This is a genomic window from Nitratidesulfovibrio liaohensis (genome assembly GCF_011682075.1).
Lineage (GTDB): Bacteria > Desulfobacterota > Desulfovibrionia > Desulfovibrionales > Desulfovibrionaceae > Cupidesulfovibrio > Cupidesulfovibrio liaohensis.
Genome location: NZ_VSMK01000766.1, coordinates 1 through 12467, shown reverse-complemented (window position 1 = coordinate 12467; position 12467 = coordinate 1). Strand labels below are relative to the sequence as shown.

The window sequence follows — 12467 nt, the reverse complement described above, 5'->3', positions numbered from 1 at the left end:
GTTCCCACGGTGATGCCGTAGGCTGGTTGCCATTGCCAGCCCCACCCTCCGGGGCGTCCCCAGTTTGATTGGCGTCCGGATTCGTACCTGAAGCGGGTGGCGGCGTTTGCGTGGCCTTGCCCAGTTCCGCGACGATGGCCCGCGCATGGACAATGGCCTCGGTAGTGGATGCGCACGAGGTGCGTACTGCTTCCACAGCGCAGGCCATGCGGGTAAGTAGGCCAGGGCATACCTTGTTGAGACGGACCGCAATGGTGTCGCGATGCTTTCCGATGGCCGGGACGTCCCACGCCCGAACCGTAAGCAGCAACCAGTTCAGGAACAGAACTGCGGGTTCATCCGTTGTTCCTGTCGCCTTGCCGCCGAAGAAGTGTTCGATGAGCCAGTCGAAGTTCCCCCGGCAGCCGGGGAACGCCGTGACCAGCCGGTTTTCCACCCTCCAGTCCTCAATGATGTTCCACACATGGTGTTCAAGGGGGGTAAGGTTCGCGGCCTTCAGCGCCGTGAAGTCGGTATCCCGCAGGTGGGCGGCCTCATGGTCGATGTAGCCACGGGCCAGTGCGAGGAAGATGTCGGGCACGTCCACCGGCAGTGCGGGAAGGTGGATCGTCGTGCCGTCCGTGTAGGCCTCCGTGCCCCCGATGGTCACGGTGACGCCGTATTTCCTGCCGAGCACGCTCACCACCAGCGGCAGCGAGCGCATCACGGCGCGTGTATCCAGCATGTTGTCCTCCGGATGCGAAGAGGCTCCGAAGCGTGGTGCTCCGGGGCCTTTCGTAGCTGGTGTATCTGATGATCAGGCGGCGGTGCCGAACAGCCGCCAGTACGGTTCGAAGCTGGCCGCCACCAGCGCGCCGATCTGCCCAGGAAGGGGGCGTAGTCGCCGCGCACCCCAATGGCGTCGAGGTTCTCGTAGTACGCGGCCCGCTATCCCACCGGTATGATCACCGTGGGGAACCTGGCCCGCATCGGTTTAAGGCTCATCAGCAGCAGGGTAAGGAAATCGGAAAGGGATCGAGTTGGCGTTCCAATGTTTTTTAAGCTTGAAAAGTTCGTTCGAATGAACTAATTTAACCTTACCTAAATGAGGAGCATTGTCCATGACGACCAATCCAGCCGCACCGAGTGGACACGAGGCCCGAAGTGTAAAGACACGCTCACATCTGATCGAAGCAGCGATCACGGTGATTGGTGCCGTGGGCTACGAGGGCGCAAGTACACGCGCCTTGGCAAAGGCTGCAAAAACGCCTCTCTCCGCCATCCCTTATCACTTCGGAGGAAAAAGGGAGCTTTATCTCGCTGCGGCACAGATGATTGCTAATTATGCAGCCTGCCGCTTCGAGGAAGCGGTAGCCATTTTGGAAACCGCTGAAGCTGCAGAAAAGGCCATCCGTTTCGAGGAAGCTCTCATCAGCATTCTGCATATCATTCTGAAAGATGCTGAGCCTCACTCGTGGACATCATTTATTGCGCGTTGCGCCTATGACAATGACGAAGCTTTCGCGCTGATTTACGACCGTGCTATCGCACAGTTGCTGGAGCGCTTGGTGCAGGCTGCAAGCGATGTCTCCGGCCGCTCCCTTGGTGATGAAGCTTTGCGATTGCGTATCAGTGCGATTTTAACGGCGGTCATCAGTTTCAGATTTCTACGCGGCATCATGCTGCATAGCATGGAGTGGAGCCAAATCCAGGACGACAGCATCCACCAGATTGAAGGCATGGTCCGTGATCTCTGTCGTAGCGACTTCCTTGCTATCCAAGCTCCTCAATAACGTTTCCGACGGAATAGGTTTTACTCTGTAGCCTTCTACTTCAAGCAGAAAAGGAAACACGCAATGAGCAAGCAATCCTACGCGCATGAGGCAGTCGCTTGGGCGAAACAGCGTCTCGATGACGTGGACGCGATCATACTCGAGGTCGAAAAGGCGACCGGCAGGCTGGCGGATAACGCCCGCAAAGAGGCTGGCGCTGCGTTGGCGCGCCTTAAGGAGTCTCGCGCCAAGCAGCAGAAATATTATGACGAACTGCGCGCAGAGGTGCACGCTGTGGCGGGCGGCGTCGAGAAAATTCAGGATGCTCTCGAAACTGAATGGGTCGAGGTCGAGGCCGCCTTTCAGGCGTTCCTGTCCGCCTCGAAGGATCACGCCGAAACAATGCGCGATGTTGTTGTTGCACGCGCGCAGGCGCAGCGCCGATCTTGGGAGGCATCCTTGAAGAGTTTGCGCGAGCAGGCAGATGACGTCGTGGAGACAGCGCGTGGAGAACTGGATGCGGCGATTAAACACCTTTCCTACGCGGCAGAAAAATTCCAAACGCGGATCAGCGAGGCGAAGGACGCAGGGGACGAATCCTGGACTGCGGTGAGAAACGGACTCTCGCAGGCCAAGGCGGTTCACGATCGCACTATTCAAAAGATCAAGAACGCTTTTTCGAGGCTGCTCTGACTGGTACGCCTCTGTGGTCTTCACAACAACGCATTGCATTGATGTCATCGCATTTCAATTCAGTGATGCGCAGAAGATAAAGAGGCTGAGAATATGAAGCACATTTGCTTGAAAATTTCAATTGTTATTGCAGTATTCGTCCGTACTGTCTTATATCCGGGAAAAACGATTGCAGACTCAGGTGTGAGCATCGGAATTTCTCATGGGGATGAAAACTCGCAAGCTTACGATATCGCCTTCCAGCAGGTTTTAACTCCCGTATATTCCAATGAATATTTTGATATCGGCCCTCTGGTTGGTGCCGGGATATCGCTCTGGGAGCACCCGGACAAGGCTCTGTGGGGCGGAAACGTGAATGTGGGAATAATGGGAGTTTTTTCCGGCGGAGACGCTTGGCGTCCCTTCATTGCAGGGACCCTCGGTTTGGCTGTTCTTTCCAGTGACGAATTTAATGATCTAGACTTGGGATGCCGAGTGCAATTCCGCTCAAGGGGTAGCTTGGGGGTGAAGTTCGGCGAAGGTTTTCGCCATGTGCTGCAATGCGATGTCACGCATTATTCAAACGGAGGCATGGCGGGAGAAAACGATGGATATAGCACCATGGGCCTGTCCTATGGGGTTACATTTTAAGCGACACAGTATCATTTTGGAATGTTACATCTAGTTTCTCGGGTTTCAGTTCTCATGTCAGTTCCGGAGGCTGCTCCGGTTTCTCACGACTCCGCGAACAGCTTCTGGTTCTCCCCTGCCGCCTGCCGTTCCCTCCGGTAGGCGGTCAGTTTTTGGATCAGGCCAAGGTTTTTGCCGATCAGCATGCGCCGGTCCATGGGCAGGCGTAGAGTGGCGCGCAGGGCCGTCTCGTCGTAATTGGTCTGTTCCACATTGTCGAACCCGACCGAAGCGCAGAGCAACTCCACGTTCTGGTACATGGAGCCCGCGTGCTTGGCAGAGTACAGTGGACTTCAGACGTGCTGGTCACGGAAGACTGGCGCGTCAGCCGCAGGCGCAGGGCGGCGCCGGTCGTGCGGGTCAGGCCTCCGTGCTCTTGATGGCGCGGTGACGCCGTATTTCCTGCCGAGCACGCTCGCCATCAGCGGCTGCGAGCGCATCGCTGCGCGTGTGTTCAGCATGTTGTCCTCGGGTGTGAACGACCTCGAAGCATGATGCATCATGGCCGTTTGAGTGCACAGGGTGGTCGATGCTTTAGACCTCGCCTTGACAGGTGGGAATCGCTGCTCTACCCTGTTACTTAACGAACGATCAGTAAGGAGGTGAGCCATGCAGCCTTTCGACACGCGAACAGCGATATTGGATGTCTCCGCCCGCCTTTATGCGGACTTGGGGTACAGCGCCGTCTCCATGCGGGACGTGGCGGGCGTGGTCGGGGTCACGTCCGCCAACCTCTACCACCATTTCAAGGGCAAGGACGAACTCATCCGCGAGGCGTTGGCCCATGTCTTCACCCAGAAGACCGCCCCGCTGGCCGAACTGCTGGAGAGACCGGACGTCACCGGGGAACGGCTTGAAGCCTTTGTTGACCACTTTGTTCGGTTGCTGGTGGAAGACCGGGTGTTCTTCCGCTTGCTCGTGCGCGAACTGGTCGACGGGGACGGCGTCCGCCTCAGGGATTTGGTGCAGTCGGTGCTCGAATACCCATTCCGCCTCGTGGTCGGCCTGACCGATCCGCAGCAGCCGGAGGGCGAGCGCGTCCTCATGGCCGTGTCCATTCTCGGCATCATACTGGGGCACGTGCAGTTGGCGGTCCTCCTCCCCTACCTGCCGGGGGGACAGCCGGAGCATGCGGATTCTTCCGTCATAACCCGACACGTGTCGGCTGTCCTGCGCCGCGTTCTTGACGGCACGGCGGAGAGTATTTGAGATGCATGCCGCTTTCCGTGGTGCCTCCCTCATGGTCCTGTTCGTCTTTCTGGTCGCCTGCGGGGAACGGACCGAGAAACGGGCGCAACCGACCGTACCGACCGTTTCCGCCGTGACCCAGGTAGATATGGTGGATGTCCCCGTCACCCTTACCGTCCCAGGCACGGTCATTTCCGATGGACGCATCGATGTGTCTTCCCGAGTTGTCGGCTTCATCCGGCGCCTCGACGTCCGGGAGGGGCAGAGAGTCTCGCGGGGCGATCTGCTCGTGCGCATCGACCCTTCCGATATCGATGAAGCGATCCGTCAGGCTCGGGCCGGGGTCCGGGCGGGCCTCAAAGATATGGACGATGCCGAGAAGGATGCGGCGCTGTTCGCGAGACTGGCGTCGGAGGGTGCTGTCGCGACCGAAACGTTACGAAAGGCGAACGTGAGGGGCGACATTGCCCGCGCGAACCTCGACAAGGCCCGGTCTGTTCTCGCTGCCGCCGAGGCGCAGAAAGGCTATGCCAGCATCACCAGCCCGGTGGACGGTGTCGTGGTTTCCGTCGCCATGCGTTCCGGCGAGATGGCGGCGGCGGGGGCGACCATTCTCACCGTGGAATCCCGCGAAGTGCTGCTGTTCAAGGGGTTCGTTCCGGAAAGCAGGCTGGCGGAGATCGATCCCTCGGAACCCGTCCGGGTGCGGATAGACACACTGAATGGCACTCCGTTCCAAGGGCGGGTCCGGGGCCTCGTCCCCTCGGGAGACGAAATCACCCGTCGCTACGAGATCAATATCGTCCTGCCGGACAATCCATCCCTCGTGCCGGGCATGTTCGGCCGCGCGGACATCGTACTCGGCACGCGGACCGTGCCGGTGATTCCTCGCAGCGCACTGATCCGCCGCGGCGGCCTCGACGGCGTGTTCGTGCTCGACGGGGAGACGGCGCGGTTCCGCTGGCTGCGCACCGGTCGGATTCTGGACGATTCCGTCGAGGTTGTCGCGGGATTGTCGGGCGGCGAGCGGATTCTGACGGCCGCGAACGATACGGTGCGCGACGGCTCGCTGATCGAAATGACGGAGAGCGGACGATGAGGACGCCCCGCCTGAACATGGCCGGGCGTATTGCGCAGGTCTTCATCACCTCGAAGCTGACCGTCGTCTTCATCGTTGCCGTGGCCCTGCTGGGCATCGTGGCGGTGCTGCAAACGCCGCGCGAGGAAAACCCGCAGATAATCGTGCCGGCGGCGGCGATCACGGTCAGCTTGCCGGGCGCTTCGGCTGCGGAGGTCGACGAACTCGTCGTCACGCCGCTCGAAGGCATCATGAGCGAGATGCCCGGAGTCGATCACATCGAAAGCACGGCGCAGAACTCCCTCGGCATCGTGCAGGTGCAGTTCAAGGTCGGCGAGGATAAGGAAGAATCTCTGGTCAAGCTTTACGACCGCGTGCTGGCAAGCCGCAGCCGCCTGCCGGCCGACGCGGGAATGCCGTTCGTGCAGAGCGTGGACGCCGATGACGTTCCCATCGTGACTGTTACGCTGTCCTCGTCCCAGTACGACGATTACGCCCTCAACCGCATCGCCGTGCGTATGGCTGAACGGTTGCGCAGCACCGAAGACGTGTCGGTGGTCGATGTCAAGGGCGGCCGGGAGAGGGAGATATCCATCGAACTCGATCCGGACCGCCTGCAAGCCTTCGGCGTAACGCTGAGCCAGGCTTATGCCGCCTTCACCGCGAGCAATCTCTCCGTGCCGTTGCAGCCCACGGTGCGCGACGGCAAGGTCGAGGCCATCAAGCTGTCGGCTTCCTTCACATCGGCCGGAGATGTCAGTCATCAAATCGTCGCCATTCATGACGGTCGCCCCGTCTATGTATGTGACGTCGCAACGGTCACGGACGGTCCGCCGACCGAGGTCACGGCGTTCAGCCGCTTTTCCTTCGGGCCTGGTGATCCTCGTTTCGGCGAGACTGATTCGACGGACATGCCGGCCGTGACCATCGCCGTCGCCAAGAAGAAAGGCGCCAATGCAGTGACAGTGGCCAATGCCGTGATCGACCGTGTCGAGCGCATGCAAGCCTCCTTCGTTCCTAGGGACATCCAGGTGGTCGTCACGCGCGACGATGGCGAGAAGGCCAACGACGCCGTGAACCTCCTCCTTGAACACCTTCTCATTGCCCTCGGCACGGTCGGGCTCGTGCTGATCTTCTTCCTCGGTTGGCGCGAGGCGATGATCGTCATGGTGACGGTGCCGCTGATCCTCTCGATCACGCTCGTCGCCAATCTGCTCGGCGGGGTGACCATCAACCGGGTGACGCTGTTCGCGCTCATTCTGGCGCTGGGCATGCTCGTGGACGCGGCCATCGTCGTCATCGAGAACATCCACCGTCACTACGGATCGCAAGGGGCGCGGATGAGCAAGGAGAGGGCGACGGTTCTCGCCACCAACGAAATCGGCAACGCCACCAATCTCGCGACCTTCGCAGTGATGCTGGTCTTCATTTCACTGCTTCTTGCGTTGACCGGCATGCCGCGACAGTACTTTTTCCCCGTCGCGATCACGGTTCCGGTGGCGATGGCAGCTTCTATCGTTGTCGCCTATATCGTCACGCCTTGGGCGGCCAATCGCTGGTTGCACCGCCAGGATATCCAAGAGGAAGATACGCATGCGCAGGACGCCGGCCACGGCGAGCCGGGAAGGCTGGAGCGCCTCTATCTCCGCCTCTTCGCTCCGTTGCAGCAGCGCCGCTCCGTGCGGATTGCCTTCGGCGCCACGATCCTGCTTTTGATGACGGTATCCGCTATGCAGGGAGCATGGCAGTTCGTCCGTCCGGAGGGCGTGGGCGGGGCGGTGTCGTCCCTTGGGGTTCCCATCGGCTTCCTGCCCAAGGACAACAAGAACACCTTCAATGTGGTGGTCTCCATGCCGGAAACCACACCGGTGGAGGAAACCGACCGGTTCACGCGCGAGATCACGACGCTGCTCTCGAAGGAACAACACGTCATCAACTACCAGACCTGGATCGGCCAGGCCGGCATCGCGGACTTCAACGGCCTGTTCAAGGGCACAGCCGGACGCAGCGGCAATTACGTCGCGGAAATCCGCGTGAACCTCACCGACAAGCGTCATCGAAAGGAAAACTCCATCGATATCGTGCGCGAACTGCGACCGAAGGTCGATGCGATCCGCTTGGCGTATCCCGGCGCGGAGGCCGCGCTTGTCGAAGACCCTCCAGGCCCGCCGCTACGCTCGACCGTCGTCGCCGAGCTCTACGGCCCGGATTCCGAGGGGTTGCGCGCCCTGTCGGCAGAGGTGCGCAAGGCGTTCGAGGAGACATACGATATCGTCGACCTCTCCGATACCGAGCCGGTCGACGTGGTCGAGCATCGTATCGTCCCCGACAAGGAGAAGGCGGCGCTCTCCAAGGTTTCGACTGCACAGATCGCCGAGGCGCTCTCCCTCGTCTACGGTGGCACGAGCCTGAGCCGCGCGCACCTCGCGGACGAGAAGAACCCGGTCGCCGTCCGGGCCTTCGTGCCGCGCCGCTTTGCTGTCGACCCGACCCGTCTCGATCGGGTGTTCGTCGATAATACCGACGGCAAGCCTGTGCCGCTGTCCGAACTGGTCACCGTCGTGCCTGCCTCGATGGACCGGCCGATCCTGCATCGCGACAATGAGAAGGTCACCTTTGTTGGCGCGGAACTGGCGGACTCCGTGCCGCTCTATGCGGTGCTCGATCTCCAGCGCCGCCTCGATGGCATCACCGCGCCGGACGGACGGCCGCTCAGGACCGGCAATCTCGGTCTCGTCGAGGACGTGCCCGACACCATCGACGGCTATCAACTCCTGTGGGGCGGCGAGATGCGCATGACCCTCGACGTCTACCGCGACATGGCGATCGCGCTCAGTGGCTCACTGCTGACGGTGTATTTCCTGCTCGTCGCCTATTATCGCTCCTTCCTCGTACCCATGATGGTCATGTCGGCGGTGCCGCTTGGCATCATCGGCATTTTCCCGGGCCACTGGATCGTCGGAGCTGATTTCTCGGCAACGTCAATGGTTGGCATCATTGCGCTGGCTGGCGTCGTGATCCGCAATTCGCTCCTGATCATCGACTTCATCCAGGACAACCGGAAGCAAGGCATGCCACTCGATGTCGCCGTGCGACAGGCCGGTGCCGTGCGCTTGCGGCCGATCCTCTTGACGACCCTGGCCATCGTTTTTGGGTCGGCGATCATGGTGAAAGATCCGGTTTTCGGCGGGCTCGCCGTCTCGCTCATCTTCGGGACGGTCGCGTCCACCTCGTTGACGATCTTCGTCGTGCCAATCCTGTACGACCTCGATGCGCGGCGAAGAATTCGTAACGCACAGAGATAGTTGTCGCGCATGTTCTCCGCTCTCTACAGACATGGTGGATAGGTGAAAAGGCCCCGAAGCGTGGTGCTCCGGGGCCTTTCGTGGCTTGGGCTATGTGGGGTCAGGCGGCGGTGCCGAGCAGCCGCCAGTACGGTTCGAAGCTGGCTGCCACCAGCGCGCCGATCTGCCCCAGAAAGGGGGCGTAGTCGCCGCGCACCCCGATGGTGTCGAGGGTTTCGTAGTATGCGGCCCGCTGTTCCACCGGTATGATCACCGTAGGGAACCCGGCCCGCATCAGTTCAAGGTTCATCAGCAGTCGGGCGGTGCGCCCGTTGCCGTCCGTGAACGGGTGGATCGCCACGAAGTCGGCATGGACGCGCGCGGCCAGTTCCACAGGGTGCAGGCGTGCCGCCGCATCCGCGTACCAGCGAAAGAAGGCGTCCATGCGTTCCTGCACGTGCAGGGCATCGGGCGGGGTGTGCCCCGCGCCGGAGATGATGACATTGCGGGTCCGGTAGCGGCCCGCGTCAGCGGAAATGCCCCGGAGTACGAGTTGGTGCAGGTCCTTCAGGGTGCGTTCGTCCAGCCCGCGTCCGTCTCGCACCACCTCTTCCAGAAAGCCGATGGCTTCCCTGTGGTTGATGGCTTCAAGGTGCTCACGCATGGACTTGCCGCCGATGGTCACCCCGTCTTCCAGCACCACCTTGGTCTCCATGAGGGTCAGCGTGTTCCCCTCGATGGCATTGGAATGGAAGGTGTACCGCAGCACCATGTCCGCCCGCAGGTCGGCCACCATGTCGGGCGGCAGCGGACGATGCCGGTCGAGCCGCGCCTTGAGGGCGTCGAGTTGGGCGAAGTCGATGGGCGGTGTGGGCGATGGCGTTGTCATGGTGTGCTCACGGGTAACATGCAATCTCGTTAGCAGTCTCGATAGGTAAACGGGTTGGCGTGGCCTGTCCAGCCACCTACCACAGACCGCAATTGGGCAGGACGGGTTGCAGGTCGGGCATGACCTCGCGGGGGATGGCGTCCAGCGCAAGATCGTCCCCAAGGTCGGGCATGTCGTCCTCTCCTCCTTCGGGTTCGTCTGCGGACGTTATCCGTCCATTCTCCGTGTTTCCATCCTGCCGCAACAGGGCATCCAGCAGATCGGACGGGCGATGCCCCTCCATGATCCGTTGTCCATGCTCCATGAGCGCGGACGGATCGCGCAGCAGGGCCACCAGCCCTTGCAGCATGAGCAGGTGCGCTCCCTGTATCCTGCCCCGTTTGGGCAGGTTGGCGAAGGCGGTACCGATAAGGTCGGCCACAGGGGCCACCCTCGGTTCCACGAAGGTGAGTCCGGCCAGCTTCTGGTGGATGGTCCGCAAGGGGGACAGCGCCTTGTGGGTCACTTCGCTGCGGCCCGCATAGCACTTGTGCCAAGCCTCGGTGGCCGCCTTGGCCACCTCATAGAACAGGGTCCGGCCAAGCCCGCGCACTTCTTCCGCAAGCCCCTGGGCCACCGGCTCCGCATCGCCTGGGGCAGGCGGCACAATGCGGTAGACCTGCCAGCGGAATCCCATGCGGCTGCGCACGTAGTCCGCGCTGACCGTGGAATCGGCGATGATGCGTTCCCACTCGCCGTGCCGGGCTATCCAGTCCCGAACGGCGTCGTCGTACCGGGTGAGGAAGGTATCCCTGGCGGCCAGGAATTCGGCCCGAATTCGGTCGAGTTCTTCCACAAGAACGGGGGCTTTTTCCTCCGGAATGCCCCAACCGCCAAGAAAGCGCACGCCGTGACGGTCGAGCAGGTTCACCGCACGCGCCTTCAGCGTGCCGAAGATCTTCAGTTCCTCGGGGTCGCAGATGCGCTTGCTGCCGAGCGAGGCAAGTTCCTCCGGCGGCAGGTCCGCGCCGCCGAAGTCCGCCGGGGTCAGCTTGCGCCGGGCGGTCCAGATGCTCACGTCGAGGTTGATGGCCATGAGGCAGTTCAGAATGGTGTCGTGCATGTGCGTGCTCCATAAAAGCGGAACGCCCCTCGGGGGAGGGGCGTCCTAGATTCCGTTGTGGAAGTGATAGTGGTCTTTTTCGATCTTCTCCGCGGCCTGTCGCCACATCTCCTGTACCGGGTCCTCGTCGATGCACCGGCCCCACCCGATGGTGTGGACCGTGACCCGAGAGGGATGGGGTTCCTCGTCATCCCCGGTCCAGGTGCTGACCTTGAGGAGGTAGAGTTCCGCTTCGGCCTTCCAGTGGTGGCGGACGCCGTTGGTGTGGATATCCCGAGCGAGGTGGATGCTGCGGGAGAAGGGGAAGATGCGTATGGCCGATGTCGCTTTCATGAGTCCGTGCTCCTCGTGAGTGCGGTGCATGCCGGAGTTTTTCTAGCATATGGGTTTGTTGGGAGGAAAATCAAGAGCCTGGAAAGGGGCCGTATGACGAGACGAGCCGGTAGCCTTCCTTGAGTTTGCCGAGGGTGCGTGACCGCGCCTCGCGGATGGGGTTGCCCCGGTTGCACCGGGTGATGGCTAGGGCAAGCCGTTGTCCTTGCGTATTGAGCTTGCCCCAGTGGAGGTCGATGCCATGCTCCTGGATGGTGCAGGACCAGAACTTGCCGCCCGAAGGGGTGTCCTTTTTGAGGCGCAGCCAGGGAGGCGAAGGGAGGGAGGCGAAGAAGGCGGGATCAAGAGACTGACGGGTGAGCAGGGAATCCATGAACTGGAGCACCAGGCCGGTATTGCCCGGGATTCGAGGAGACGCGGCATCCTTGCCGGGGGTGTCCGGATCGGACGTGTTCGGCGCGGTAACGGCGTCCCCGCTCACTCCCCCGTGGGGAACATGCGCTGGGCGATTTCGTGGAGGAGCGTTCGGGTTTCCCGTGTGGCCTTGAAGCCGAGTGTCCTGTCGAGGGCGTAGGCCACGGGCTGGATGCCCTGCCGGGCCAGCGGCTGGAACCGCTGGGTCAGGTCGGCCCAGCGAATCAGGGTGCGGGTGGAGAAGGTCACCTCGATGGAGGCGCCATGCGCCGTGCCCGATTCGCCCATGAACAGGCGACGGACCTCGTTGGCGTAGTCGATCATGGTGCGCCGCAGGGGTGCAGGGAGTTGCGGCGCGATACGCTCCAGCAGCCGTTCTTCCGCTGCGGGTTCGGGGTAGCCCATCTCGCACAGCCAGAACCGGTCGAGGAACGCGAGGTTCTGGCGCAGGGTGCCCTGGTAGAGACCCGTTTCGTCGGAACCGCCGTTGGTGTTGGCGGTGGCCGCGAACCGGAACATGGGGTGCGGCGTGACCAGTTCACCGCCATTCTCCGGAATGCACAGGGGCTGGCCGTCGAGGATACCGTTGAGCCCCGTGGCCGTGGCGGGTTCCAGCAGGTCCAACTCGTTAAGCAGGAAGAGCCCGCCATGCTTCATGGCCAGCGCCAGGGGGCCATACCGGAACTCCATGGAACCCTGATGCACGGACAGGTGGCCCACGAGGTCGGGGAACTCCAGCCTGCCGTGCCCGGTGACCTCGAAGACCGGGTAGTTGAGGCGGGCTGCCAGTTGCTTGATGGCGCTGGTCTTGCCACTTCCCGTGGGACCAAACACATACAGCGGGTCTGAGCTGTCCATGAGCCATACGACGATGTCCCGGCTGCACTCATGGAACACATAGTCGGGGTCGATGTTAGGGGTGTGGGCACAGGACTTGTTGAAGCCCTTGATGATACGCCCTGATGGGGTGCCGCTGAAAACGGCTCCGGCGTCGAGGTCAATGATGGTCGTGTGTACTTCGGACATGGTGGCTCCTTGTGCGATAGGTTGGAAACTTGACCTCTAT

General features: G+C 61.7%; 12 protein-coding genes and 1 pseudogene. 6 read left to right on the top strand and 7 right to left on the bottom strand.

Translation table 11 applies throughout. The features are described 5' to 3' along the window. A pseudogene (locus FVW27_RS18980) lies at positions 1-724 on the bottom strand (hypothetical protein); the annotation flags it as partial. Between the two features lie 376 nt (positions 725-1100). On the opposite strand from FVW27_RS18980, the gene FVW27_RS18975 reads away from it, so the two are divergent. From FVW27_RS18975 to FVW27_RS18965, 3 genes are all read left to right on the top strand, one after another. Then, a complete protein-coding gene (locus FVW27_RS18975) occupies positions 1101-1772 on the top strand; it encodes a CerR family C-terminal domain-containing protein (protein ID WP_167128253.1) in 672 nt (223 codons plus the stop codon). Between the two features lie 63 nt (positions 1773-1835). Then, positions 1836-2444 carry a sll1863 family stress response protein gene (locus tag FVW27_RS18970; RefSeq protein ID WP_167128250.1) on the top strand — a complete coding sequence of 203 codons (609 nt, stop codon included), beginning with the start codon at positions 1836-1838 and terminating at the stop codon, positions 2442-2444. A 93-nt stretch (positions 2445-2537) separates the two neighbouring features. Next, on the top strand, positions 2538-3074 hold the full coding sequence (locus tag FVW27_RS18965; RefSeq protein ID WP_167128248.1) for an acyloxyacyl hydrolase: 537 nt from the start codon (positions 2538-2540) through the stop codon (positions 3072-3074). Between the two features lie 83 nt (positions 3075-3157). Here the strand turns inward: FVW27_RS18965 and FVW27_RS18960 are convergent, their stop codons facing one another. Next, positions 3158-3373: a hypothetical protein gene (locus FVW27_RS18960; RefSeq protein ID WP_167128245.1), complete on the bottom strand. Its 216-nt coding sequence runs from the start codon at positions 3371-3373 to the stop codon at positions 3158-3160. Positions 3374-3722: 349 nt separating this feature from the next. Between FVW27_RS18960 and FVW27_RS18955 the strand changes: the two genes are divergently transcribed. Genes FVW27_RS18955 through FVW27_RS18945 form a run of 3 tightly spaced genes read left to right on the top strand, consistent with a single transcriptional unit; the run spans position 3723 to position 8684 of the window. Next, entirely contained in the window at positions 3723-4322 is a 600-nt protein-coding gene (locus FVW27_RS18955) for a TetR/AcrR family transcriptional regulator (protein WP_167128242.1), read from the top strand. Positions 4323-4353: 31 nt separating this feature from the next. Next, positions 4354-5400: an efflux RND transporter periplasmic adaptor subunit gene (locus FVW27_RS18950; protein WP_231038884.1), complete on the top strand. Its 1047-nt coding sequence runs from the start codon at positions 4354-4356 to the stop codon at positions 5398-5400. After that, the gene (locus FVW27_RS18945; protein WP_167128236.1) at positions 5397-8684 is read left to right on the top strand and encodes an efflux RND transporter permease subunit; all 3288 of its coding nucleotides are present in this window, start codon (positions 5397-5399) and stop codon (positions 8682-8684) included. The genes FVW27_RS18950 and FVW27_RS18945 overlap by 4 nt, the downstream gene beginning before the upstream one ends. 100 nt (positions 8685-8784) lie before the next feature. On the opposite strand, the gene FVW27_RS18940 is transcribed toward FVW27_RS18945, so the two are convergent. The 5 genes from FVW27_RS18940 to FVW27_RS18920 all read right to left on the bottom strand — a co-directional run bounded on the left by FVW27_RS18940 (position 8785) and on the right by FVW27_RS18920 (position 12427). Next, positions 8785-9552 carry a Fic family protein gene (locus FVW27_RS18940; protein WP_167128233.1) on the bottom strand — a complete coding sequence of 256 codons (768 nt, stop codon included), beginning with the start codon at positions 9550-9552 and terminating at the stop codon, positions 8785-8787. A gap of 76 nt (positions 9553-9628) precedes the next feature. Beyond that, the gene (locus FVW27_RS18935) at positions 9629-10654 is read right to left on the bottom strand and encodes a DUF3150 domain-containing protein (RefSeq protein ID WP_167128231.1); all 1026 of its coding nucleotides are present in this window, start codon (positions 10652-10654) and stop codon (positions 9629-9631) included. 45 nt (positions 10655-10699) lie between these two features. Then, entirely contained in the window at positions 10700-10987 is a 288-nt protein-coding gene (locus FVW27_RS18930; protein WP_167128228.1) for a hypothetical protein, read from the bottom strand. 70 nt (positions 10988-11057) lie between these two features. Then, positions 11058-11468, bottom strand: coding sequence for a hypothetical protein (locus tag FVW27_RS18925; protein ID WP_167128225.1), 411 nt, complete (start codon positions 11466-11468; stop codon positions 11058-11060). Continuing rightward, on the bottom strand, positions 11465-12427 hold the full coding sequence (locus FVW27_RS18920; RefSeq protein ID WP_167128222.1) for an AAA family ATPase: 963 nt from the start codon (positions 12425-12427) through the stop codon (positions 11465-11467). Before FVW27_RS18920 ends, FVW27_RS18925 begins: the two co-directional genes overlap by 4 nt. Between the last annotated feature and the right edge of the window lie 40 nt (positions 12428-12467).

Excerpts from the sequence above, each read along its gene's own strand:
- FVW27_RS18975 (WP_167128253.1), top strand. The coding sequence starts at position 1,101 with ATGACGACCAATCCAGCCGCACCGAGTGGACACGAGGCCCGAAGTGTA.
- FVW27_RS18970 (WP_167128250.1), top strand. The coding sequence starts at position 1,836 with ATGAGCAAGCAATCCTACGCGCATGAGGCAGTCGCTTGGGCGAAACAG.
- FVW27_RS18965 (WP_167128248.1), top strand. The coding sequence starts at position 2,538 with ATGAAGCACATTTGCTTGAAAATTTCAATTGTTATTGCAGTATTCGTC.
- FVW27_RS18960 (WP_167128245.1), bottom strand. The coding sequence starts at position 3,373 with ATGTACCAGAACGTGGAGTTGCTCTGCGCTTCGGTCGGGTTCGACAAT.
- FVW27_RS18955 (WP_167128242.1), top strand. The coding sequence starts at position 3,723 with ATGCAGCCTTTCGACACGCGAACAGCGATATTGGATGTCTCCGCCCGC.
- FVW27_RS18950 (WP_231038884.1), top strand. The coding sequence starts at position 4,354 with ATGGTCCTGTTCGTCTTTCTGGTCGCCTGCGGGGAACGGACCGAGAAA.
- FVW27_RS18945 (WP_167128236.1), top strand. The coding sequence starts at position 5,397 with ATGAGGACGCCCCGCCTGAACATGGCCGGGCGTATTGCGCAGGTCTTC.
- FVW27_RS18940 (WP_167128233.1), bottom strand. The coding sequence starts at position 9,552 with ATGACAACGCCATCGCCCACACCGCCCATCGACTTCGCCCAACTCGAC.
- FVW27_RS18935 (WP_167128231.1), bottom strand. The coding sequence starts at position 10,654 with ATGCACGACACCATTCTGAACTGCCTCATGGCCATCAACCTCGACGTG.
- FVW27_RS18930 (WP_167128228.1), bottom strand. The coding sequence starts at position 10,987 with ATGAAAGCGACATCGGCCATACGCATCTTCCCCTTCTCCCGCAGCATC.
- FVW27_RS18920 (WP_167128222.1), bottom strand. The coding sequence starts at position 12,427 with ATGTCCGAAGTACACACGACCATCATTGACCTCGACGCCGGAGCCGTT.